Consider the following 23,329-nt stretch of genomic DNA (forward strand, 5'->3'; position numbering starts at 1 on the left):
GCGCCATGCGCCAAAGCGTTCGCGCGCAGACCTCCCAGGATTAACAGGCTCGAAATAAACGTAGGAGCGAGCGCAGCTCGCGATGCGCCGCGCGGGCGGCGCTGGATTTGTCCGGCGCCAAATATCTCAAGGCATGCCATAACGCAGCGTCGAAGGTCTCGCGGCTGTGCTCGGCGAAACGCGGGCGCTGGGTGAGGCTTTCGGCGTCGAGCTGTTTACTTGGCGATGATCCAATTGCCATTGAGGTATTTCTTCATTGTCCCCTCAATTCCAGTGATCTTGGTCCTGCCGATGATCACTGACCAGGTCAATAACTGGATCTGGGGAGTATTGCTGGTGTCCTCGGAGGTCATGAAGGGATGGAGTCTATGGTGGATGCGTCGTACGATCATACGTCCATAAAAAAGGAGAGCCGAGGCTCTCCTTTCGCATCACAACCTTCGGCCTCAGCCAATGGTCATCAAGCTGGCATTGCCGCCCGCAGCAGCGGTGTTGACGCTGACCGCGCGCTCGATCACCAGGCGCTCCAGGGCAATCTGGTGGTCACCGCTGGACAGGCCGTGCACACCGACGATGGCGCCGGCACGCTTGGATACCTGATGACAGACCGCACGCAGCTGGTCGGAGTCGCCATGGTGGATGACGGCGTCGAAGGCCACTTCATCCTTGGTCCAATCGCCTACCAGCTTGACCTTGGCCTGCAACTCCTTCGGCAAGCGGGCGCGCAGAGCCTTGCCAGGTTCGGCATCGGCCCACAGCGCCGAGCTGCCTACCGCCAGCACCGCCGCGAACTGCGCCAGCAGGTCGGCTTCGTTGTCGGCCAGGCACAGCACGTGCTCGCGCGGCAAGATGGTGTAGCTGTTGCGCTCGCCGGTCGGGCCAGGCAGCAGGCGGGCGATACCGCTCTGCGACTGGCTGGCGAATTGGCTGCACAGGGCGGCCAGGTCTGCCTGCTGGTTGCTCTCGGCCCATGCCTTGAGGCTGTGCAGCGGTTTGACCAGTTGCTCGTGCAGGGCACGGTCAGGCTGGCCTTCGCCGTCTTGCTGCTGGAAGTGGCGGCCAATCGCGTCGGCCGGACGGGTCGACAGCAGGCGGTACAGGTACAGCGGGCCGCCTGCTTTCGGGCCAGTGCCGGAGAGGCCTTCACCACCGAATGGCTGCACGCCCACCACTGCGCCAACGATGTTGCGGTTGACGTACAGGTTGCCGGCGTTGGCGTTCTCCACCACCTTGGCGATGGTCTCGTCGATGCGGGTGTGCACGCCGAGGGTCAGGCCGTAGCCGGAGGCGTTGATCTGCTCGATCAGCTGGTCCAGGCTGCGGCGGTTGTAGCGCACTACGTGCAGCACCGGGCCGAAGATCTCGCGTTTGAGCTCCTCGAAGCTCTCCAGCTCGATCAGGGTCGGCATCACGAAGGTGCCACGCTTGATCTCGGCGCTATCGGCGATGGCCACCTGGTACACCGGGCGACCTTTTTCGCGCATGCCTTGGATGTGTTTTTCGATACCAGCCTTGGCTTCTGCGTCGATGACCGGGCCAATGTCCACGGCCAGACGATCCGGGCAACCCAACCGGCTCTCGGCCATGGCGCCCTTGAGCATTTCGATCACGCGGTCGGCGGAGTCTTCCTGCAGGCACAGCACGCGCAGGGCCGAGCAGCGCTGGCCGGCGCTGTCGAACGCCGAGGACACGACGTCGATGACCACCTGCTCGGTGAGCGCCGAGGAGTCGACGATCATCGCGTTCTGCCCGCCAGTTTCGGCAATCAGCGGAATCGGCCGGCCCTGGTTGTCCAGGCGACCCGCGACGTTGCGCTGCAGCAGGCGAGCGACTTCGGTGGAGCCGGTGAACATCACGCCTTTGACGCGCTCGTCACCGACCAGCCCGGCACCGACGGTTTCGCCGCGACCTGGCAGCAGTTGCAGCACGCCTTCAGGGATGCCGGCTTCCAGCAGCAGGCGTACGGCCTGCGCGGCGATCAGCGGGGTCTGTTCGGCCGGCTTGGCCAATACCGGGTTGCCGGCGGCCAGGGCAGCGGCCACCTGGCCGGTGAAGATCGCCAGTGGGAAGTTCCACGGGCTGATGCACACCACCGGGCCCAGCGGGCGGTGGGCGTCGTTGCTGAAATCGTTGCGCGCCTGCACCGCGTAGTAGCGCAGGAAGTCCACCGCTTCACGCACTTCGGCGATGGCGTTGGCGAAGGTCTTGCCCGCTTCGCGGATCAGCAGGCCCATCAGCGGCTGGATCTCAGCCTCCATCAGGTCGGCGGTGCGCTCGAGGATGGCGGCGCGTTCCGCAGGCGGCGTGGCCTGCCAGATCGGCGCGGCGTTCAGCGCGCACTGGATGGCATTGTCGACGTCGGCAACCGTCGCTTCCTGGACATGACCGACCACGTCACGGTGATCGGCTGGGTTCAGTACCGCTACAGCGGCGCCCTCGCTGGCCGCGCAGGCCAGCAGTGGGGTGGCCCGCCAGTCGTTATGGGCGGTGGCGAGCATGGCGCATGACAGCGACGCCAGGCGATGTTCGTTGGCCATGTCGATACCGGCCGAGTTGGCCCGCTCGCTGCCATACAGTTCACGCGGCAGCGGGATGCGCGGGTGTGGCAGGCCGATGCTGCCTTCCTGGGTGCCCATGCGCTCGATGCTCGCGACGGGATCGGCGACCAGTTCCTGGATCGAGATCGAGTGGTCGGCGATGCGGTTGACGAACGAGGTGTTCGCGCCGTTTTCCAGCAAGCGGCGCACCAGGTAGGCCAGCAGGGTTTCGTGGGTGCCGACCGGCGCATACACGCGGCACGGACGGTTCAGCTTGCCTTCCGAGACCTTGCCGACCACTTGCTCGTAGAGCGGCTCGCCCATGCCGTGCAGGCACTGGAACTCGTACTGACCTGGATAGTAGTTCTGCCCGGCGATGTGGTAGATCGCCGACAGCGTATGGGCGTTGTGGGTGGCGAACTGTGGGTAGATGGCTTCCGGCACCGCCAGTAACTTGCGGGCGCACGCCACATAGGACACGTCGGTATACACCTTGCGGGTATAGACCGGGTAGCCTTCCAGGCCTTCGACCTGGGCGCGCTTGATCTCGCTATCCCAGTAAGCGCCCTTGACCAGGCGAATCATCAGGCGATGACGGCTGCGCTTGGCTAGGTCGATCACATAGTCGATCACATACGGGCAGCGCTTCTGATAGGCCTGGATGACGAACCCGATACCGTTCCAGCCCGCCAGGGACGGCTCGAAGCACAGGCGTTCGAGCAGGTCGAGGGACAGCTCCAGGCGGTCTGCCTCTTCGGCATCGATGTTCAAGCCGATGTCGTACTGCTTGGCCAGCAGGGTCAGCGACAGCAGGCGCGGGTACAGCTCTTCCATCACCCGCTCGTACTGGGCGCGGCTGTAGCGTGGGTGCAGCGCCGAGAGCTTGATGGAAATCCCTGGGCCTTCGTAGATGCCGCGGCCATGGGATGCCTTGCCGATCGAATGGATGGCCTGCTCGTAGGACGCCAGGTATTTCTGCGCGTCGTGTTCGGTCAGCGCAGCTTCGCCGAGCATGTCGTAGGAGTAGCGGAAGCCCTTGGACTCGAAGCGAGTGGCATTGGCCAGGGCTTCGGCGATGGTTTCACCGGTGACGAACTGCTCGCCCATCAGGCGCATGGCCATGTCCACGCCCTTGCGGATCATCGGCTCGCCGCTTTTGCCGATGATGCGGGTAAGCGAGGAGGTCAGCCCAGCTTCGTTATGGGTCGAGACCAGCTTGCCGGTCAGCAGCAGGCCCCAGGTTGCGGCATTGACGAACAACGACGGGCTGTTACCCAGGTGCGGATGCCAGTTGCCGTTGCTGATCTTGTCGCGGATCAGCGCATCGCGGGTGCCTTTGTCGGGGATGCGCAGCAGGGCTTCGGCCAGGCACATCAGGGCCACGCCTTCCTGGGACGACAGGGAGAACTCCTGCAGCAGGCCCTGGACGATGCCAGCGCGGCCGCCGGTGCTCTTCTGGTTGCGCAGTTTCTCGGCAATGCCGGCGGCCATCTTGTTGGTCGCCTCAGCCTGAGCGGTGCTCAGGCGCGCCTGCTCGAGCAGCATCGGCACCACCTCCTGCTCGGGGCGGCGATAAGCGGCAGTGATCGCCGAGCGCAGCACCGACTGTGGCAAAATGCTTTCAGCGAATTCGAGGAAGCACTGGTGCGCATGATCGGGTTGGACCTCGCCGGCATCGTCGCTGCCGGTTCCGGCCTGGCCATTGAGTTCGGTCAGGGTAGCGCCACCCTCGAGCTTCTCCAGGTAATTGAAGATCGCTTGCTTGATCAACCAATGCGGCGTGCGGTCGATGGACTGCGCAGCTGCTTTGAGTCGCTCACGGGTAGGGTCGTCGAGTTTGACCCCAAGGGTGGTCGTCGCCATTTCTTATCCTCATTATTGCCACGGTGGTGGCTTAAGCTGGCGCCAAGATTAGCGGGAGCGGATTTTGGGTGCAACCAGGTGCAACCGTATTTTTTCGAAGAAAAGGTGCAACTCGTCTGACATATTTTCCTACAGACTAAAAACGCCGCTTTACGGTGCGTTTTCTTATTAAAAGGTCAGGTTTTGCTCCGATTAGGCGCATAAAACCACTTTTTCCAGGAAAGCACCTAACAGGTGCAACTTGCCGACGAAAAATGGTTGCACCGGCTTTGCGTTGTTGAATAGCATTCGCCGCCTGGGTGCAACCGTCATCGAGGCGGTTGTGCATGAGATAAAAACAAACGCCAGGACACACGCATGGGCAATCCACTTACGATCACCTTCGTGATCTACATCGCGGCAATGGTGCTGATCGGCTTCGCCGCCTATCGCTCCACCAAAAACCTTTCCGATTACATTCTCGGTGGTCGCAGCCTTGGCAGCGTCGTCACCGCGCTTTCTGCCGGTGCCTCCGACATGAGCGGCTGGCTGCTCATGGGCCTGCCAGGCGCCATCTACTTTGCCGGCTTGTCCGAGGCCTGGATCGCCATCGGCCTGACCGTCGGCGCCTACCTTAACTGGCTGTTCGTCGCCGGACGCTTGCGCGTACAGACCGAACACAACGGCGACGCGCTGACCCTGCCGGATTACTTCGCCAGCCGCTTCGAAGACAAAAGCGGCCTGCTGCGCATCATTTCGGCCGTGGTGATCCTGGTGTTCTTCACCATTTACTGTGCCTCGGGCATCGTCGCGGGCGCCCGCCTGTTCGAAAGCACGTTCGGCATGTCTTATGAAACCGCGCTGTGGGCCGGTGCTGCGGCGACGATCGCCTATACCTTCATCGGTGGCTTCCTGGCGGTCAGCTGGACCGACACCGTGCAGGCCTCGCTGATGATCTTCGCGCTGATCCTCACGCCGATCATCGTGCTGATCTCCACTGGCGGCTTCGACACCACCTTCATGGCGATCGAAGCGCAGAACCCGGCCAATTTCGACATGCTCAAGGGTGCAACCTTCATCGGCATCATTTCGTTGATGGGTTGGGGCCTGGGCTACTTCGGCCAGCCGCACATCCTGGCGCGCTTCATGGCCGCCGATTCGGTGAAATCGATCGCCAAGGCGCGTCGCATCTCGATGACCTGGATGATCCTGTGCCTGGCCGGCACCTGCGCCGTGGGCTTCTTCGGCATCGCCTACTTCTCGGCACATCCTGAGCTGGCAGGCCCGGTCAGCGAAAACCATGAGCGGGTATTCATCGAACTGGCCAAGATCCTGTTCAACCCATGGATCGCCGGTGTGCTGCTGTCGGCCATCCTGGCGGCGGTCATGAGTACCCTGAGCTGCCAGCTGCTGGTGTGCTCCAGCGCACTGACCGAAGACTTCTACAAAGCCTTCCTGCGCAAGGGTGCCTCGCAGCGTGAGCTGGTCTGGGTCGGTCGCTTGATGGTGCTGGCCGTGGCGTTGATCGCCATCGCCCTGGCAGCCAATCCGGAAAACCGCGTGCTGGGTCTGGTGGCTTATGCGTGGGCAGGCTTCGGCGCCGCCTTCGGCCCGGTGGTGCTGATTTCGGTACTGTGGAAAGGCATGACGCGCAACGGCGCGCTGGCAGGCATCGTGGTCGGTGCGCTGACCGTGATTCTGTGGAAGCAGATCGACGTCTGGGGCCTGTACGAAATTATCCCTGGCTTCCTGCTGGCGAGCATCGCCATCGTGCTGGTAAGCAAGCTGGGCAAGCCATCGCAGGCCATGTTGCAGCGCTTCGAAACTGCCGATGCGGCGTATCACGCCGAGAAGTAACGCGCGCTGAAGCACGCCGGCCGGCTGGCGCAGGGCCTGCACTGACCTTCAAGCAGTGCAGACCCTGCAGGGCCGGCGTGCGCAGATCGACAGGCAGGCCTGACTCCGCCTGCAAGGCAAGGTAAACTTGCCGTCTTCGCAGGAGTTGCCATGAACTATCGTCACGCCTTCCACGCCGGCAACCACGCCGACGTGCTCAAACATATCGTGCTGACCCGCCTCATCGCCCTGATGTCGCGCAAGGAACAGCCTTTCGCCTATATCGACACACACGCAGGCCTGGGTCTGTATGACCTGCAAGGCGACCAGGCCAGCCGCACCGGCGAATACCTGGAAGGCGTTGCACGTCTTTGGAATCGCGATGACCTGCCGTCCATGGCCGATGACTACCTGCGCATCATCAAGCGCCTGAACGCCGACGGCGAGTTGCGTTACTACCCAGGCTCGCCTGAGCTGGCCCGCCGTCTGATGCGTCAGCAGGACCGCGCCCTGCTCAATGAGAAGCACCCCGAAGACGGGCCGCTGCTCAAGGAAAACATGAAAAAAGACCCACGGGTGATCGTCCACCTGGGCGAAGGCTGGCATGTGCCCAGGGCCTTGCTGCCGGTTCAGGAAAAGCGCGCGATCATGCTCATCGACCCGCCGTTCGAGCAGGCCGATGAACTCAAGCGCTGCACCACCTCCATGAAAGAGGCGATCGGCCGCATGCGGCAGACGGTCGCGGCGATCTGGTACCCGATCAAGGATCAGCGCACCCTCACGCGTTTCTACCAGGACCTCACCAGCACCGGCGCGCCGAAGCTGCTGCGGGTCGAATTGTATGTGCATCATCAGGACAGCCCGCAGGGCCTGAACGGCTCCGGCCTGGCCATTGCCAACCCGCCATGGGGGCTGGAAGAAGAGTTGCGCGAGCTGCTGCCATGGCTGGCCAGGGAGCTGGCGCAGACGGCCGGTAGCTTCCGGATGGACTGGCTGATCGCCGAGTAGGCCGCAGCCCTCGCAGAGGCATGCGCACACTGCGCTTTGCGTTATAATCCCGCCCTTTAGCCGCCAGCCGCCCATGAGGCCGCTGGCGCATCTCTACCGAATGAAGAGGCTAATCCCTTGGCATTGACGATCCTTGGCCTGTCCGGCGCCCTTAGCCATGACCCTTCCGCGGCCTTGTACATTGACGGCAAGCTGATTGCCGCCGCCGAAGAAGAGCGCTTCGTGCGTGACAAGCATGCAAAGAACCGCATGCCCTACGAGTCGGCGAAGTTCTGTCTGGAGCAGGCCGGCATCAAGCCTTCCGACGTCGATGTGGTGGCCATTCCGTTTGCCCCGATCAGTCTGTTCGGCAAGGCCCGCTGGCATTACGCCAAGCGCTACTGGTACGCCCCGGACCGTGCGCTCGACGCCATCCTGATGGGCAACCGCCGCTACAAGCGCTACCGCAAGAAGATCGTCTGGTGCCTGGAGCAACTGGGCTTCGACCCGAAGAAGATCAAGATCGAACCGGTCGAGCACCACCTGGCCCACGCTTCGAGCGCGTACCACTGCTCCGGTTTCAAGGAAAAGACCGCGATCCTTGGCATCGACGGCAAGGGCGAGTACGCCACCACCTTCTTTGGCTACGGCGAAAACGGCAAGATCCACAAGATCAAGGAGTTCTTCGACCCGGATTCGCTGGGCGGTCTATACGGCGCGATCACCGAATTCCTCGGCTTCGAGATGCTCGACGGCGAGTTCAAGGTCATGGGTATGGCGCCGTACGGCGACGCCAGCAAGTATGACTTCTCGCGCCTGGCCAGCTTCGAAAACGGCGAGCTGGTGATCAACACCGACTACGCCAACGTGATCGGCCTGCGCCGTCATAAAGAGAAGGGCAAGGGCTTCTACTTCTCGCCCAAGCTGATCGAGTGGCTGGGGCCCAAGCGCGAAGGCGACATCGCCGACGAGCCGTACATTCATTACGCAGCCAGCATGCAGGCGTTGTTCGAAAAGATCGCCCTGCAGATGATCGATCACTACCTGGGCGACACCCTGCGCGAAACCGGCAAGCTGGCATTCGCTGGCGGCTGCGCGCTGAACGTCAAGCTCAACCAGAAGATCATCGCCCGGCCTGACGTCAAGGAGCTGTTCGTGCAGCCGGCCTCCGGCGATGCCGGCACCGCTGTAGGCGCCGCTGCCTATGTGTCGCATGCCCGTGGCGTGCCGGTGGAGAAGATGGAGCACGTCTACCTTGGCCCTGCCTATTCCAACGAAGACGTGATCGCCGCCTGCGCCCGTCACCCGCACGCGCCGAAGTGGCGCAAGCTCGACGACATGCCCCAGCGCATCGCCAAGATCATGGTCGACGGCAATCCGGTGGCCTGGTTCCAAGGGCGTATGGAGTTCGGCCCGCGTGCCCTCGGCGGTCGTTCGATCATCGGTTGCCCAAGCGTGCCGGGCGTGGCCAATCGCATCAACGAGCAGATCAAGTTCCGCGAGCGCTGGAGACCCTTCTGCCCGTCCATGCTGGACACTGTCGCACCACAGATGATCAAGGTCGATCACCCCGCACCCTTCATGACCTTCACGTTCGAAGTGGCAGAAGAGTGGAAAACCCGCGTGCCGGAAGTCGTCCATGAGGACGGCACCTCCCGCGCTCAGGTGCTCAAGCGCGAGTACAACCCACGCTACTACGACATGATGAAGGCGCTGGAAGACCTGACCGGCAATGGCGTGTCGCTGAACACGTCGCTCAACCGCCGTGGCGAGCCGATGATCTGTTCGCCGACCGACGCACTGAACATGTTCTTCGGCTCCGACCTGCAGTACCTGATCATGGAAGACATCCTGGTCGTGAAGGACGGCGCCAGCGCCTATGACCAGCCGCTCTGAAGCGCGCGTCCTGCAGTTCTGCCATGGTTACGACGGGCCATTCCTCGATTGCGCCCGTCAATATGCCAGTCTGTTCCAGGGCAGCGGCTACAAGGTCACTACCGTGTTCCTCACCGGCGCCGCCGACCCGCAGGTCGCGGCGGGCTGCGCTTCGGACGAGGTGTTGTTTCTCGAATTCAGCTCCAAGGCCGTGCGCGGCCTCAAGCTCGGTGCCATCCGTGCCCTGCGCCGGATTGCCGCTGAACGCCGTTTCAGCTTCTGCATCGCCCACCGTTTCAAGCCGATCTACGTGGCCCTGCTCGCCACGCGCTTGCCGGTTATTGGTGTGCACCACGCCTTCGGTGATTACCAGCGCAAGGGGCGGCGACTGTTCGCCAACCTGTTTCGCAAGCGCCTGAGCCTGCTCGGGGTGTCTGACGCGGTGCGCGACGACATGCGCCGCTGCCTTGCGCAGTGGCCGGCCGAGCGCATCCAGACGCTTTACAACCGTATCGATATCGACGCCCTGCAAGCGGCGCTGGTGCCGCGTGCAGAGGCGCGCCAGGCCTTGGGCCTGGACGCCCAGGCCTGGGTGGTGGGCAATGTCGGGCGCCTGCACCCAGACAAGGACCAGGCCACCTTGCTGCGCGGCTTCGCCCAGGCATTGCCAGACCTGCCTGCCGGCGCCCGCCTGGCGATCCTCGGCAAGGGCCGGTTGGAGGACAGCCTCAAGGCCTTGGCGACGCAGCTGGGCATCGCCGATCACGTGCTGTTCCTTGGCCAGGTGCCGGATGCCCGGCGTTATTTCCAGGCGTTCGACGTGTTCGCCCTGAGTTCGGACCATGAGCCATTCGGCATGGTCCTGCTCGAAGCCATGGTCGCGGGGGTGCCGGTCCTGGCCACCGCCTGTGGCGGCGCGCGCGAGGTGGTCGAAGGGGTCGGTGTGCTGTTTGCGCTTGGTGATGCCGGGCAGTTGGCTGCGGCCCTTGCACATATGGCCGAGCTTGATGAGCAACAGCGCGCGACGTGCGCTGCGTTGATGCTGCAGCGCCTGCGCGAGCGGTTTTCCGACCAGGCAGTGCGCGAGATGTTCTGGCGCCTGCCGCAGGTGCGCGGGCTGACGGAGAAAGGCTGATGCTCAATCATTTCCAGGCCTTTCGCGAACGCGGTTGGCAGGCCATCGATGCGCCGACCTATGCGGCGGCGTGGGCACGCTTTGGCGGCAGCGTCGCCACTCACCCTCTGGTGGTCGAGCAGCTGGCCGAGCTTGCGCAGATTCCCGTGCGCTACCTGGGCTGGTATCGCGCCGGTGAACTGCAAGCGGCCATTCCCACCTGGGGGCGGCACCTGGCGCTGTCCAAGGAGGTGCTCAAGCGAGCCGGCAAGAAGGCCCTGTTCGACCTCGGCAACGCGGAGATCATCCTGCCAGCTGCAGCCGACGCTGGGGCGCCACTGCGCCATGCTGCGCGCTACCTGTCGCAGCTGAACCAGGGACGCTTCGACGGCCTCAAGGCGCAGCAAGAGCAACTGGCCATGGCCCGTGCGCCTGAAGAGCTGTCGAAGAAGTTCCGCTACAACCAGCGCCGCGAGTTACGCTTGCTCGAAGAAGCCGGCGGCGTGGTACGGCCGATCAGTGATTTCACCGCGCCGCAGATCGCCGCCATGTACTGCGATCTGTTCGCCCGCCGCTGGGGTTTCCCGGCCACGGGCGCCGAGCGCATGGCCGATGTGTTGGCGCGCCTGCAGTCATTGCTGATCGGCTCGGTGCTGCTGCTCGACGACAAAGCCATTGCCATCCAATTGGTGTACCGGGTAGAAGCGCCGGAATGGGTCAGCGTCGAGTACATCAATGGCGGCGTCGATCCGGAGACCAAGGCGTTCAGCCCCGGCAGCGTGTTGAGTTTCCTCAATACCCAGGCCGCCTGGGAAGACGCGCGCGCGCGCAACAAGCCGCTGCGCTTTTCATTCGGCCGTGCCGATCGTGAATACAAGGACCGTTGGTGCAACCCCGTACCGGTATTTCAGGCGTGAGCCGCAAGCAGCAGTTGCTCAAGCGCTACCGGCGAAACAAACGCCTGGGCGTGATCGTCTGCGCCCTGGCATCACTGGTGCTGGCGCTCTTCACCTGGTGGTGGCTGGCGCTGCTGTTGCTGCCGCTGCTGTGGATCGCGCATGAGGCCTGGTTCGCCGATCATCTGTTCTATACCCCGGGCGAGGACTATCGCTACCGTTTTGGCGAGCTGACCCGCGAGGCCGATGTCGAACTGCGCGATGGCCTGCTCACTGTCGACTCGCCGCTCCAGGGTGATGAAACCCTTGTGCTTGAAGTGCGAGTGGAAAGTGGCTGGCTTGGCCGGTTTCTCGACCCTCGTGTCGAGTTGACATGCACAGACGACAACGACCGGCAAACCTTCGAGCGCGGCGTGGACGGGCTGCGTTTTCTCAACCTCACGGGTTTCGCAGCGGCTTTGCAGGCGGGCACCTTGCGCCTGCGCGGGCGTCATTGCCGCCTGCTGGGAAAGCCGCGGTTGTGGATAACGCCTGGGGTCGAGTTGCAGCGCCGCCGAATCATGGTGATCGCGCCCCATGCCGACGATGCCGAGCTTGCTGCCTACGGTTTGTACAGCCAGGCGGACGTGGCCTGGATCGTGACGCTCACCGCGGGCGAAATCGAGGCTGAGCATTACCAGCAGATGGGCTTGGGCAAGGCCGAGGCGGCACGCCTCAAAGGTCGCCTGCGGGCCTGGGACAGCGTTGCCGTGCCGCGCTGGGCCGGCGTACCGGAGTCACGCTGCGTACAGCTGGGCTACTTCTGCCTGCAATTGCCCGCCATGCAGGCTGCGCCTGATCAGCCGTTCGCCTCGCGCGAGGCAGACATGCAGGATATTCGTCCGTTCAGGCAGTTCAATACCTTCTCACTGCCCGGCGACAGCAACGGCGCGCCGACCTGGCGCAATCTGCTTGCCGATCTGGCCGCGTTGCTGGAAATGGCCAAGCCCGACGTGCTGGTCATGCCGCACCCGCAACTCGATCCACATCCCGATCATCTGAGTGCCCAAGCGGCGGTCATGCAGGCTTTGCAGGGTTTAGCCTGGCAGCCGCAGACCCTGCTGTGCTACGCCAATCACCTGCATGACAACGACCGCTGGCCCATGGGCGACAGCGGCGATGGCGTTGCCCTGCCGCCGCAATTGAGCGCAGAGCAGGCCTGGGCGCCCTGTGTCTTGCCGCTGGACCTGGCAACCCAGCGCGACAAGGCGATGGCGTTGGGCATGATGCACGACCTGCAGCCCCGTATGCCGTTCAAGCGTCGCCTGCGTCGTCTGTTGCAGCGCTGGCTGGCTGGGCGCCGAGCATCGCCGTATGGCGAAAACGAATTCTTCCGCAAGGCGGTACGTCGTCATGAACTGTTCTGGCGCCGTGAGCTGTGACCCGGACCGCGATGGCGCCGAGCGCCCAAGGAAAGCAATGAAGGTTCTATTCCTGGTACAGAAGGAACAACGCGCGATCCTCGATCGCCTGTATGACGGCGTCGCGGCCAATTGTGAATGCGACCTGCGCTGGTTGAGCAGTGACGAGCAGCGCAACCTGCGCCGCTATTTCAAACACGAAGTTCAGGCCGAGCGCTACGACCGGATCATCTTCTTCCTGCGCTTCAAGCAGGAGATTCGCCAGGCAGCATTCATTCGCACGGTGCCCAACCTGGTCATTCTCGAGCATGACGCCTACCAAAATTACATCCCATGCAAGTACACGGGCAAGTTCAGCGCGCATTATCGCAAGCTGCCTTGGGCGCGGGTGATCAGCTCTGGCTACACGGTCAGCCAGCGCTTGCGCGAGGAAGGCTTCGATGCGGTATTCGTGCCCAAGGGCTATGACGAGCAGCTGCTCACTGACCAGGGCCGCGAGCGGGACATCGAGCTGGCCTTCGTCGGCAGCACCAACAGCGTGGCCTACAGCGGGCGCAAGGCCTTGCTGGACGAGCTAGGCCAGCTCGAGAACCTGGTGGTGACACGAACCAAGTCAGGCGAAGACTATTGCAACACGCTCAACCGCATCCGCTTCTTCGTCAGCGCCGACGTGGGCATGGGCGAGTACATGATCAAGAACTTCGAAGCCATGGCCTGCGGCTGCGTGTTGTTGGCGTATGATCAAGGCGAGCAGGAAAACCGTGCCTTGGGGCTTGAAGACATGCACAACGTCGTGTTTTACCGGGACATCCCGACACTGCGCGGCAAACTGCGCGTCCTGCGCGAAGATCCAGCCTTGGCCGCCCGGATCGCCGCCAACGGCCGCGAACTGGCGGTCACGCGATTCAGTTTCGCCGCAGTGGGGCAGAACATCGTCGAACACATGCGCCCGGCGCTCAGGCCTCACCCGCCTTTGTCTGCCTGGCAGCGCCTGCGGTTGAAGCTAGGCGTGTGAATTCATGAATATCGTCAACATCATGTGGGCCGGCGGTTCGCCATACATTTCCATCCACAACGTGCATCATCAGGTGCTGACCCATGCAGGGCCAGACGCGTCCATCAGCAACTGGCTCTTGCGTGAAGGCGAGCTACGCCATGGACAGTGTGCAACGCGTGAATGGCGCATGCCTCAACGTGCACTCAAAAGCAAACCTGTGTGGCGACTGTTGCGGCCCTGGCTGCGCCTGCGCATGCAGCGCGCATTGCAGGACGTCGACGCCGATGTCGTGCTGCTCGACGGTATCGGCGTAGCCCGCCTGGTGATACCGCTGCTGCATCGGATGCCCACGCTGCGGGCAAGCGTGCTGTTCCATGCCTGCACCGAATTGAACAGTGCCGACAAATTGCTGCTCAGGGGCTTGCCCGCGCAGCGTCTGCGCCTTGCCGCGGTCTCGCAGACCTTGGCCTGCACGCTGCAAAGCGACCTTGGCCGCCCGGTTCAAGCCTTGCGCGTGGCGTTCGACCCACAGGTGTTCCGCCGCGAGCTGCTCAGCCGCGAACAGGCACGCGCCGTCCTCGAATTACCGCAGGACGGCAGGCTACTGCTCGGTGCGGTAGGGCGGCTGGTGGAAAGCAAGGGCTTCGAACTGTTGATCGAAGCATTTGCAGCAGGTGCTTCGACGCGACCTGAGGTTCAGCTGGCAATCGTCGGTGAGGGGCCGCTCTATGCCAGGTTGCAAGCCCGCATTGAGGCATTGGGGCTGGTCGGCCGGGTGCACCTGTGTGGCTATCACGACCAATTGCAGCAGCTGTACCGGGCGTTCGATTGGCTCATGGTGCCGTCGCGGGCTGAAGGCCTGGGGCTGGTGGTGCAGGAAGCCGTCATCGCCGACGTCGCCGTGGTGTGTAGCGACCTGCCGGTGTTTCGCGAGCAACTGCAGGCTGGCGGTTACTATTTGCCGGTAGGCAGTGTGGAGCGGTGGGCACAGGCTATCGGTCGTTGCGATTCCGCCAATGCCCAGGCAATGGCCGCCATGCAACGTCAGGCGCTGGCCCCTGATGCGGCATGGCAGGCATTCTGCGATGGCTCGCAGCGCCTGCTGCGCGGTTGAATTCAGCGGGTCAGCAAGGCGGCTTCGAACTTGCCCAGAGGGAACTGCTCGCCCAGGTTTTCCCGCTCGATGTAGCGCACCATGTGCTGAACATTACGGCGGATCATGCGCGCAGACAGGGGTGGGCGCAAAAAACGCATGTCCGCTACATCGATCAGGCCCAGCTGCTGATCAGGGGTGACCACCACGTTCCCCAGGTGCAGGGATCGGAAATACACGCCGTTGCGATGCAACTGGCTGATCAGTGTGATCAAGCGCGGTAGATAAATGTCCCAGCTGAAACCTTCTTCTCGAGACATCTGCAACAAGGTGCGGCCGGGGAGCGGTCGGTACAACACCGCAGTGCGACCTGGTTGATCCAGCTTATACTGGCTGACCACGCGCAGGGTCGGTATGCCCAGTTGAGCCAACCGCGCGGCGTTGTCGACAAATCGTTGCGAGTATGGGCGCAACAACGCAGATGAAATCAGACGCTTCCTACGAAATACCTTAAGGAAATTACCATCGCCAAGCAGGTAGACTTTGGCGCCATGGCTGTCGGCCTCCACTATCTGGGCGCCGAGTATCAGCTGATCGAAGTCGACCTGATTGAGCCGAGAGCATTGCATGGTTGAGCCTTCTCGTCTGGCGAACAAAAATGACCGGCAATAATGCCGAAAATAACGCTTGAGCACCATCTATGGTGTCTGAGACTAAGCAGGAGTAAGGATGTCGTATCAACAAAACTGGGCGCGAGCCTGGTTAGGCCTTGGGTTGATCTGGTTCCTCGGGGCGATCGCCCTGGCCCCGAGCAACAAGGTCTATCAGCAAGGACTGGTCGCGTTCCTGTGGTTGCCTACCCTGCTGCTGGCGTGGTCGGCGCGAAATGTGCTGCTCGAGGCCTGGCGGCGACAGCCAGGCCTGTGGACCAGCGTATTGTTGTTGATGGCATGGGGCTGGCTCAGCCTGACCTGGTCGCCCGCTGAAGATATCGGGCGTGAAGCCAAGCGGCTGCTGTACATCCTCGTCTTCCTGACGGCCTTTCCCATGCTTGCTCAGGGCGGTGAGGCACGAACAAGGTACCTTTTGCAGATCGGCAGTGGCTTGCTGGCGGTCGCGGCATTCATCTCGATCTACCACTTCTATCGCACTGACGCCAATCCGCTGCTTTCACGACTTTCAGGCATCGGAGAAATTTCGCATCCCATTCTGGGCGCCTATGTCATTGGGGCGGCCGCATTACTGATGCTTTATCAGATGCCAGGCCGCCGGCTCCTGCAGCTGGGCTGGGTATTGGCGGTAGCCTGCCTCGGCGCTTTCGTCATTCTTAGCCAGAGCCGCGGTGCCGGCCTGGCACTGGTGGTGACCGTCGTGCTCGCGCCCTTGTGGCTGCGGGACAAGCACAGCCTGGCGCTGGCCGCAGGTGTGCTGGTGGTTACCGCCTTGGCGTTCTATGGCATGTACGACCTGCTGACGGTGCGAGGCTCGTCATTTCGTCCGGAGATCTTCGGGCAATCCTTGAGAATGGTCGCTGCCCACCCGCTGACCGGCCTCGGCATGGGCGCGGACTACGACGTCACCGTTCCAGCGTTGGGTTTGACGTTCGACCATACCCACAACATGTTCACCCACGTCGCGGTGGAGCTGGGGCTGCCCGGCATGCTGCTGTGGGTTTGCGTGTGGCTGTTCGCGCTGCTCGAAATCCTTCGTTCAAGGCATTTGCCGCTCGGCAAGATCCTGCTGGGTCTGTGGGTGTACTCGAGCTTGGCGATGCAATTCGACGCAGCCAGCCTTACGGCGACACCGCGTGCAGAGTGGTTCATCAGCTGGTTGCCCGTGGGCCTGGCCATGTTGCTGCCCTGGGTACGTGCCGAAAATGACGCCTGTGATAAAATTCGCTGTTCATCCCGAACAGTGAGACCGATGATGTCCGAAACACCCCGACCGGCGGAGCGCAACTCCAGCCTGAAGATCTACTTCCGGCTGTTGAGCTATGTGAAACCCTATGTCGGCATTTTCCTGCTGAGCATTGTCGGTTTCGTGATCTTCGCCTCGACTCAGCCGATGCTGGCCGGCATTCTCAAGTACTTCGTCGACGGGCTGAGCAATCCGCAGGCGGTGCTGTTCCCCAACATCCCCTATCTGCGCGACCTGCAGCTGCTGCAGGCCGTGCCGCTGTTGATCATCCTGATCGCGGCCTGGCAGGGGCTGGGCTCGTTCCTCGGTAACTACTTCCTGGCCAAGGTGTCGCTGTCGCTGGTGCATGATCTGCGCGTGCAGTTGTTCAACAAGCTGCTGGTGCTGCCCAACCGCTACTTCGACAACCACAACTCCGGCCACTTGATTTCACGCATCACCTTCAACGTGACCATGGTCACCGGCGCTGCCACCGATGCGATCAAGGTGGTGATCCGCGAAGGCTTGACCGTGGTTTTCCTGTTCGGTTACCTGCTGTGGATGAACTGGCACCTGACGTTGGTGATGGTCGCCATCCTGCCGGTGATCGCGGTGATGGTCAGCGTCGCGAGCAAGAAATTCCGCAAGCAGAGCAAGAAGATTCAGACGGCGATGGGGGATGTCACGCACGTCGCATCCGAGACTATCCAAGGTTACCGGGTGGTGCGCAGCTTCGGCGGCGAAGCCTACGAGCAGCAGCGCTTCGACAAGGCCAGCCAGAGCAACACCAACAAACAGCTCAACATGACCAAGACGGGTGCGCTGTATACCCCGCTGCTGCAGCTGGTGATCTACAGCGCCATGGCCGCGTTGATGTTCCTGGTGCTCTATCTTCGCGGCGACTCCACCGCCGGTGACCTGGTGGCTTACATCACCGCAGCGGGCCTGTTGCCCAAGCCCATTCGGCAACTCTCGGAAGTCAGCTCGACCATTCAGAAAGGCCTCGCAGGTGCCGAGAGCATCTTCGAGCAGCTCGACGAAACGCCCGAGGTCGATTCCGGCACGGTCGAGAAAGCACGCGTCGAGGGCCGCCTCGAGGTACGCAACCTGAGCTTCACCTACCCGGGCACTGATCGCCAGGTGCTGAGCGACATCAGCTTCGTTGCCGAGCCCGGACAGATGATCGCCCTGGTCGGCCGCTCGGGCAGCGGCAAATCGACATTGGCGGCGTTGATCCCGCGCTTCTACCACCACGACCAGGGGCAGATCCTGCTCGACGGCGTGGAGATCGAGGATTACCGCCTGCGCAACCTGCGTCGCCACGTGTCCCAGGTGACCCAGCATGTCACCCTGTTCAACGACACCGTTGCCAATAACATCGCCTACGGCGACCTGGCCGGGGCGCCACGGGCTGATATCGAGGCGGCAGCGGCCGATGCCTACGCCAAGGAATTCGTCGACCGTCTGCCCAACGGCTTCGACACCGAGGTCGGCGAGAATGGCGTGCTGCTGTCCGGCGGCCAGCGCCAGCGTCTTGCGATTGCCCGGGCGCTGTTGAAGAACGCGCCGCTGCTGATTCTCGACGAGGCCACCTCGGCCTTGGATACCGAGTCCGAACGGCACATCCAGGCTGCCCTCGACCACGTCATGCAGGGGCGCACCACGTTGGTGATCGCTCATCGGCTGTCAACCATCGAGAAGGCCGATCAGATCCTGGTCATGGACCAGGGGCGTCTTGTCGAGCGCGGCACGCACAGCGAGTTGCTTGCGGCTAATGGCCATTATGCGCGCCTGCACGCAATGGGCCTGGATGAGCCGGCCAACGCCGACATCACCTGACTGACTTCGCTCGGGGCCGCGCAGGCCCCGATTGTCAGCGGGTTTTTTCAAGGTGTATCTGGCTTTAAAGCCGCTGCCTGCCCTGTGTTAATATCCCGTCCCTGTTCATTATTTCCATATGGGTTGCCCATGAAGTTGTCCCTGCCGCGATTCGATCAAGCCCCGGTACTGGTGGTCGGCGATGTCATGCTCGACCGCTACTGGCATGGCGGTACTTCGCGTATCTCGCCAGAAGCGCCAGTGCCGGTGGTCAAGGTCGATCAGATCGAAGATCGCCCAGGCGGTGCGGCCAACGTTGCCTTGAACATCGCAGCCCTTGGCGCCCCCGCTTCGCTGGTCGGCGTCACCGGTCAGGACGAGGCCGCCGACAGCCTCGCCAACAGCTTGCAGGCCGCGGGCGTGCGCTCGGTGTTCCAGCGCATTGCCCACCAGCCGACCATCGTCAAGCTGCGAGTCATGAGCCGGCACCAGCAACTGTTGCGCATCGATTTCGAGGAGCCGTTCGCCACCGACGCCCTGTCCCTGGGCGCGGAAGTCGACACGCTGCTCGAAGGCATCAAGGTGCTGGTGCTGTCCGACTACGGCAAGGGCGCGCTGAAAGACCACCAGAGCCTGATCCAGGCCGCTCGGGCCAAGGGCATCCCGGTGCTGGCCGATCCCAAGGGCAAGGATTTTTCCGTGTACCGCGGCGCCAGCCTGATCACGCCGAATCTCAGCGAGTTCGAAACCATCGTCGGTCGTTGCGCCGATGAGGCCGAGCTGGTCGCCAAGGGTCTGCAGTTGCTGCAAGACCTGGACCTGGGCGCGTTGCTGGTCACCCGTGGCGAGCATGGCATGACCCTGCTGCGCAGCGGCCACCCGCCGCTGCACCTGCCGGCTCGGGCCCGCGAAGTGTTCGATGTCACCGGTGCCGGCGACACCGTGATCTCTACCTTGGCTGCGGCCATCGCCGCAGGCGAAGACCTGCCGCACGCGGTAGCCTTGGCCAACCTGGCTGCAGGCATCGTGGTGGGCAAGCTGGGTACCGCGGCCATCAGTGCCCCGGAGCTGCGCCGCGCCATCCAGCGCGAAGAAGGCTCCGAGCGCGGTGTATTGGGCCTGGAGCAACTGCTGCTGGCCATCGACGATGCCCGGGCGCACAAAGAGAAGATCGTCTTCACCAACGGCTGCTTCGATATCCTGCACGCCGGGCATGTCACCTATCTGGAGCAAGCCCGGGCACAGGGCGATCGCCTGATCGTCGCGGTCAATGACGACGCTTCGGTCAGCCGTCTCAAGGGGCCAGGCCGGCCGATCAACAGTGTTGACCGACGCATGGCGGTGCTGGCGGGATTGGGTGCAGTGGATTGGGTGATCAGCTTCTCGGAAGGCACGCCGGAAAACCTGCTGAGCCAGGTCAAGCCCGACGTCTTGGTCAAGGGCGGCGACTACGGCATCGACCAGGTGGTGGGCGCCGATATCGTCAAAGCCAACGGTGGCACGGTAAAGGTGCTAGGGCTGGTGGAAAACAGCTCTACCACCGCGATCGTCGAAAAAATTCGCAAGCATTGAAGCTACACGGAAGGGGCTGCATTGCAGCCCCTTCGTTCATTTGTGCAGGGATGTTCGGGCACGCTGCAGCAATGCCCGGGCCTTGTCGCCAATACGCTTGAGGTGCGACGCGCGTTTAGCCCGGCTTTCGATCAGGCCCTGCTGCCTGAGCCAATCCTTCCAGCGAATGCGCTCGTCTCTGACCACCCAGCCATCCTGTTGCGCGAAGCTTTCAGCCAGGTACAGGCCGCGCGTGCTGGCGGGCAGCAACTCGTCCTTTCTAAGCGTATACAGCTCAGCCAGCGGCCGGCCGTCCTGCAGCGGCATCAGGTACAAGTCTGGCCGCTTGCGGTTCAGACGTGCCACCAGCTGGTCGCCCTCGAGGCGCTCATCGACATGGAACAGGCTGAGTTTCTTGGCATCGCGCGGCACCTGCAAGCGCAGGTCATAGATCAACTGCAACGAAGCAGTGGGCAGGTGCACGTAGGCCCGCGGGCGCTCCAGCAAGGTGAGATTGGCAGCCTGCACGGGGCGCGCCGCGCCGGACTGCGGCGCCAGCTGGAAATGCGGCGTCTCGCGGTAATGCAGGGCAGCGCTGTAGGGCGCCGGCAGCCACGTGTCATTGAAGCGCCCACTCAGCCAGCCCTCCGGGGTTTCCAGCAGGCACTCTTCTGCAACCTCCTGCACGGCGGTGTGCAGCGGCAGGTTCAATTCGTGCGCCGGCACGTAACCGGAAATCAGTTTCAGCACCACATCGCCGCGGTCCTGCCGGCGTTGGCGCACCAGCACCCAATAGTCGCGGTTTTGCCAATGCAAGGTGAGGCGCACCGACACACCCAGGTTGGCCAGCTCGACCACGAAGCGCTGGGGGTCGGCCAGTTGAATCGCCTTGCGCCGCTGCTGGGTCTGAGCAAAGTTCAGCGGCATGCCGATGCTCTGGTAGGTCAGCCCGTCGGCGCTGGCCTCCACATGCAGGGGCAGGGTCTTGAAGTTGCTCGGGTTCTTGCGGATCAGCGTTCGCGCCACGAGGCTCCTCCTTGCTTCGGGTCAGTGCCTCGGCCGGTGGCCGGAGCACTCATTGCCGGCCCAGGATGCGGGCGACGACGCCCACGTTGTGGGCCAGGTGCAATGGGTTGATGGTGCCGACGATAGCACTGCTGACGCCCGGGTGGGCGAACAGCAGCTCGAAACTGGCCTGCACGGGATCGATGCCGGGTGCCAGGCAGATATGTCCACTGGCCAATGCCTTCTTCACCAGGATGGCCTTGCCGTGCTCGGCAGCGTAGTCGAGCACCGGGCGCTCTGCCTGTTCGTTGAGGTTGTAGGTGACCATGGCGCAATCGCCCTGCTGCAGCGCCAACAGCCCGCCAGCGGCCGTCTTGCCAGAGAATCCGAAGCCGAGAATCTTGCCCTCGCGCTTGAGTTCGGCCAGGGTCTGATAGACCTCCTGCTGCTCGAGGATGGCCAGGTCGTTGCCATCGGAGTGCACAAGCACCAGTTCGATGCGGTCGGTTTCCAGGCGCTGCAGGCTGCGCTCCACCGAAAGTCGGGTATGGGCGGCGCTGAAGTCGAAATGCGATTGCCCGACGTCGAACTCCTCGCCCACCTTGCTGACGATCACCCATTCATCGCGCTGGCCGCGCAGCAGCGGCCCGAGGCGCTCCTCACTGCGGCCATAGGCCGGTGCGGTGTCGATCAGGTTGATTCCCAGTTCGCGGGCCTGGGCCAGCAGCAGGCGAGCCTCGTCATCATCGGGGATGGTGAAGCCGTTGGGGTATTTGACGCCCTGGTCGCGGCCCAGCTTGACCGTGCCCAGGCCGAGGGGCGACACCTTCAGACCGGTGCTGCCCAGCGGGCGCCGTAGGCCATGCAAGGTTGGCAGGGTCATGGCAGCAGTTGCTCCCAGGCTGGCACGCCCACGCTTGGCCGGGGCAGGCCGCTCAGGTCCGGCTTGGCCGCGGGGTGGATACCGTCGCGTTCGAGGCTGGCCAGAACCCGGTCGCTGAAATCCGGTGCCAGCGCCAGCTTGGTCGGCCAGCCCACCAGCAAGCGCTGCTGCTCGGCCAGAAACGCGTTGTCCGGACGCACCAGGCCAGATTGTGCCGGCTCGGCGCGATCGACGCGCAGGGTGGCCCAGCGCACCTGGCTCTGATCGATCCAAGGCAGCAGGCTGGCGACTTCCTTCTGGGCCGCCGCGATCTGCGCTGCTGGCTCGCGGGCAACGCCGTCGGCCTCGGCCAGATCGCCACCGAGGTACCACACCCATTGGCCGTCGGCGGCCGGGTGAGTGGTAACGGTCACCCGTGGCTTCGGTCCACCGCCCAGGCAGTGGGCATACAGCGGTTTGAGGTTGGGACCCTTGGCCAGAACCATGTGCAGCGAGCGGGTCTGCATGGCGGGTTGCTCCAGGCCCAGCGCCTGCAGCAGATCGCGCGTGCCTGCCCCGGCGCTGAGCACGATGCGTTGCGCGCGGATCTCGCGGCCATCGACACGCAGACCGACCAGCGCGTCGCCCTCGCGCAGCGGCTCGACGCGCTCGCCTGCCAGCAGGCTGTCGCCGGCGAGTTGCGCCAGGTTGGCCAACAGGCTGGGCACGTCGATGACCAGTTCGGCCAGGCGATAGACCTTGCCCTTGAAGCCCTGGGCTTGCAACGCCGGTGGCAACTGCTCGCCCTTGACCTGGTCGACCCGACCGCGCACGGCTTTGCTGGCGAAGAAGCTGGTCAGGTTGCCGGCCAGTGTACCGGGCGACCACAGGTAGTGGGCGTCGGACAACAGGCGGGTGTGGGTCAGGTCCAGCTCGCCGCTGCCGGCGATGGCTTCGCGCCAGCGCCGGGGCATGTCGGCGATGGCCTCCGAAGCCCCGGTCAGAGCGCCGTGCAAGGCATATTTGGTACCGCCGTGGATGATGCCCTGGGACTTGATGGTCTGCTCGCCGCCAAGGGTCGAGCGTTCTACCAGCACCGTGGAATAGCCCAGCCGGCGCAGCCGTGCATTGAGCCACAGGCCTGCGACCCCGGCGCCGACGATCAGCACGTCAGTGGTAATGGCAGATGGCATGGCGGTACCTCGAAATGTCAGTCAGGCGGCAAGTATACAGACTGCCTCAGTGCCCAGCAGTTTTGGAGAACAGCTGAATCACCACCACGCCACCCACGATCATGGCCATGCCGAGCATGGCCGGCATGTCCAGTTTCTGCCCATAGAGCACCAGCGCCGCCACGCTGATCAACACGATGCCAAGGCCTGACCAGATGGCGTAGGCGATGCCCACCGGAATGCTGCGTACCACCAGGGTCAGCATCCAGAAGGCGATGGCATAGCCGACCACCATCAGCAGCAAGGGGAGTGGTGTGCTCAGGCCCTTGACCGCTTTCATGGAAGCCGTGGCGATGACTTCGGCGCAGATGGCAATGGCGAGATAGGTGTACGCATTCATGACGGATTCCTCGGTTATTGGCCGGCATTCTAGTAAGTTCCTGATTGC

The 23,329-nt window shown here is 63.2% G+C and carries 16 protein-coding genes and 2 pseudogenes; 11 read left to right on the plus strand and 7 right to left on the minus strand.

Translation table 11 applies throughout. The features are described 5' to 3' along the window. Nucleotides 1-139 precede the first annotated feature (139 nt). Together FS665_RS23540 and putA are read right to left on the minus strand one after the other, a co-directional pair. Nucleotides 140-241 (minus strand): annotated as a pseudogene (locus tag FS665_RS23540) (hypothetical protein); the annotation flags it as partial. 205 nt (nucleotides 242-446) lie between these two features. Continuing rightward, nucleotides 447-4,400, minus strand: a complete 3,954-nt coding sequence (gene putA, locus FS665_RS14980) for a trifunctional transcriptional regulator/proline dehydrogenase/L-glutamate gamma-semialdehyde dehydrogenase (protein ID WP_145189839.1) — start codon at nucleotides 4,398-4,400, stop codon at nucleotides 447-449. Between the two features lie 357 nt (nucleotides 4,401-4,757). On the opposite strand from putA, the gene putP reads away from it, so the two are divergent. The 8 genes from putP to FS665_RS15020 all read left to right on the plus strand — a co-directional run bounded on the left by putP (nucleotide 4,758) and on the right by FS665_RS15020 (nucleotide 14,598). Further along, nucleotides 4,758-6,236, plus strand: a complete 1,479-nt coding sequence (gene putP, locus FS665_RS14985) for a sodium/proline symporter PutP (RefSeq protein WP_145189842.1) — start codon at nucleotides 4,758-4,760, stop codon at nucleotides 6,234-6,236. Nucleotides 6,237-6,386: 150 nt separating this feature from the next. Further along, the gene (locus FS665_RS14990) at nucleotides 6,387-7,223 is read left to right on the plus strand and encodes a 23S rRNA (adenine(2030)-N(6))-methyltransferase RlmJ (protein WP_145189845.1); all 837 of its coding nucleotides are present in this window, start codon (nucleotides 6,387-6,389) and stop codon (nucleotides 7,221-7,223) included. Nucleotides 7,224-7,340: 117 nt separating this feature from the next. Then, the gene (locus FS665_RS14995) at nucleotides 7,341-9,098 is read left to right on the plus strand and encodes a carbamoyltransferase (RefSeq protein WP_145189848.1); all 1,758 of its coding nucleotides are present in this window, start codon (nucleotides 7,341-7,343) and stop codon (nucleotides 9,096-9,098) included. Then, a complete protein-coding gene (locus tag FS665_RS15000) occupies nucleotides 9,082-10,212 on the plus strand; it encodes a glycosyltransferase (RefSeq protein WP_145189851.1) in 1,131 nt (376 codons plus the stop codon). Before FS665_RS14995 ends, FS665_RS15000 begins: the two co-directional genes overlap by 17 nt. Then, complete coding sequence (locus FS665_RS15005) at nucleotides 10,212-11,108, plus strand: antimicrobial resistance protein Mig-14 (RefSeq protein WP_145189854.1); 897 nt, start codon at nucleotides 10,212-10,214, stop codon at nucleotides 11,106-11,108. The genes FS665_RS15000 and FS665_RS15005 overlap by 1 nt, the downstream gene beginning before the upstream one ends. Then, nucleotides 11,105-12,508 (plus strand): PIG-L deacetylase family protein, encoded by a 1,404-nt coding sequence (locus tag FS665_RS15010; RefSeq protein WP_145190292.1) that lies wholly within the window; start codon nucleotides 11,105-11,107, stop codon nucleotides 12,506-12,508. The genes FS665_RS15005 and FS665_RS15010 overlap by 4 nt, the downstream gene beginning before the upstream one ends. A gap of 37 nt (nucleotides 12,509-12,545) precedes the next feature. Next, nucleotides 12,546-13,502, plus strand: a complete 957-nt coding sequence (locus FS665_RS15015) for a glycosyltransferase (RefSeq protein WP_145189857.1) — start codon at nucleotides 12,546-12,548, stop codon at nucleotides 13,500-13,502. Nucleotides 13,503-13,506: 4 nt separating this feature from the next. After that, entirely contained in the window at nucleotides 13,507-14,598 is a 1,092-nt protein-coding gene (locus FS665_RS15020) for a glycosyltransferase (RefSeq protein WP_145189860.1), read from the plus strand. A gap of 2 nt (nucleotides 14,599-14,600) precedes the next feature. Here FS665_RS15020 and FS665_RS15025 read toward each other — a convergent pair whose 3' ends face one another. Beyond that, nucleotides 14,601-15,206 carry a serine/threonine protein kinase gene (locus FS665_RS15025; RefSeq protein WP_145189863.1) on the minus strand — a complete coding sequence of 202 codons (606 nt, stop codon included), beginning with the start codon at nucleotides 15,204-15,206 and terminating at the stop codon, nucleotides 14,601-14,603. Between the two features lie 628 nt (nucleotides 15,207-15,834). Here FS665_RS15025 and FS665_RS23720 point away from each other — a divergent pair. The 3 genes and pseudogenes from FS665_RS23720 to hldE form a co-directional block, all read left to right on the plus strand. Then, nucleotides 15,835-16,191 (plus strand): annotated as a pseudogene (locus FS665_RS23720) (O-antigen ligase family protein); the annotation flags it as partial. A gap of 312 nt (nucleotides 16,192-16,503) precedes the next feature. After that, complete coding sequence (gene msbA, locus FS665_RS23725; protein WP_256675104.1) at nucleotides 16,504-18,312, plus strand: lipid A export permease/ATP-binding protein MsbA; 1,809 nt, start codon at nucleotides 16,504-16,506, stop codon at nucleotides 18,310-18,312. Between the two features lie 129 nt (nucleotides 18,313-18,441). Next, nucleotides 18,442-19,863 (plus strand): bifunctional D-glycero-beta-D-manno-heptose-7-phosphate kinase/D-glycero-beta-D-manno-heptose 1-phosphate adenylyltransferase HldE, encoded by a 1,422-nt coding sequence (gene hldE, locus FS665_RS15035; protein WP_145189869.1) that lies wholly within the window; start codon nucleotides 18,442-18,444, stop codon nucleotides 19,861-19,863. A gap of 36 nt (nucleotides 19,864-19,899) precedes the next feature. Here the strand turns inward: hldE and FS665_RS15040 are convergent, their stop codons facing one another. The 4 genes from FS665_RS15040 to FS665_RS15055 are packed head-to-tail and all read right to left on the minus strand — an operon-like array spanning nucleotide 19,900 to nucleotide 23,281. After that, nucleotides 19,900-20,868 (minus strand): metal ABC transporter ATPase, encoded by a 969-nt coding sequence (locus FS665_RS15040; protein WP_145189872.1) that lies wholly within the window; start codon nucleotides 20,866-20,868, stop codon nucleotides 19,900-19,902. A gap of 49 nt (nucleotides 20,869-20,917) precedes the next feature. Then, on the minus strand, nucleotides 20,918-21,730 hold the full coding sequence (locus tag FS665_RS15045) for an aldo/keto reductase (protein ID WP_145189875.1): 813 nt from the start codon (nucleotides 21,728-21,730) through the stop codon (nucleotides 20,918-20,920). Further along, nucleotides 21,727-22,902 carry an FAD-binding oxidoreductase gene (locus FS665_RS15050; protein WP_145189878.1) on the minus strand — a complete coding sequence of 392 codons (1,176 nt, stop codon included), beginning with the start codon at nucleotides 22,900-22,902 and terminating at the stop codon, nucleotides 21,727-21,729. Before FS665_RS15050 ends, FS665_RS15045 begins: the two co-directional genes overlap by 4 nt. A gap of 46 nt (nucleotides 22,903-22,948) precedes the next feature. Further along, nucleotides 22,949-23,281, minus strand: coding sequence for a multidrug efflux SMR transporter (locus tag FS665_RS15055; protein WP_145189881.1), 333 nt, complete (start codon nucleotides 23,279-23,281; stop codon nucleotides 22,949-22,951). Nucleotides 23,282-23,329 lie beyond the last annotated feature (48 nt).

The sequence above is a fragment of the Pseudomonas sp. URMO17WK12:I11 genome, from assembly GCF_007677725.1.
Taxonomy (GTDB): domain Bacteria; phylum Pseudomonadota; class Gammaproteobacteria; order Pseudomonadales; family Pseudomonadaceae; genus Aquipseudomonas.

What these genes read in the sequence shown, in the direction of transcription:
- FS665_RS15015 (WP_145189857.1), top strand. Translation starts at nt 12,546, where the DNA reads ATGAAGGTTCTATTCCTGGTACAGAAGGAACAACGCGCGATCCTCGAT.
- msbA (WP_256675104.1), top strand. Translation starts at nt 16,504, where the DNA reads ATGTCCGAAACACCCCGACCGGCGGAGCGCAACTCCAGCCTGAAGATC.
- FS665_RS15055 (WP_145189881.1), bottom strand. Translation starts at nt 23,281, where the DNA reads ATGAATGCGTACACCTATCTCGCCATTGCCATCTGCGCCGAAGTCATC.
- FS665_RS15045 (WP_145189875.1), bottom strand. Translation starts at nt 21,730, where the DNA reads ATGACCCTGCCAACCTTGCATGGCCTACGGCGCCCGCTGGGCAGCACC.
- FS665_RS15005 (WP_145189854.1), top strand. Translation starts at nt 10,212, where the DNA reads ATGCTCAATCATTTCCAGGCCTTTCGCGAACGCGGTTGGCAGGCCATC.
- FS665_RS15025 (WP_145189863.1), bottom strand. Translation starts at nt 15,206, where the DNA reads ATGCAATGCTCTCGGCTCAATCAGGTCGACTTCGATCAGCTGATACTC.
- hldE (WP_145189869.1), top strand. Translation starts at nt 18,442, where the DNA reads ATGAAGTTGTCCCTGCCGCGATTCGATCAAGCCCCGGTACTGGTGGTC.
- FS665_RS14990 (WP_145189845.1), top strand. Translation starts at nt 6,387, where the DNA reads ATGAACTATCGTCACGCCTTCCACGCCGGCAACCACGCCGACGTGCTC.
- putA (WP_145189839.1), bottom strand. Translation starts at nt 4,400, where the DNA reads ATGGCGACGACCACCCTTGGGGTCAAACTCGACGACCCTACCCGTGAG.
- FS665_RS15020 (WP_145189860.1), top strand. Translation starts at nt 13,507, where the DNA reads ATGAATATCGTCAACATCATGTGGGCCGGCGGTTCGCCATACATTTCC.
- FS665_RS15000 (WP_145189851.1), top strand. Translation starts at nt 9,082, where the DNA reads ATGACCAGCCGCTCTGAAGCGCGCGTCCTGCAGTTCTGCCATGGTTAC.
- FS665_RS15050 (WP_145189878.1), bottom strand. Translation starts at nt 22,902, where the DNA reads ATGCCATCTGCCATTACCACTGACGTGCTGATCGTCGGCGCCGGGGTC.
- putP (WP_145189842.1), top strand. Translation starts at nt 4,758, where the DNA reads ATGGGCAATCCACTTACGATCACCTTCGTGATCTACATCGCGGCAATG.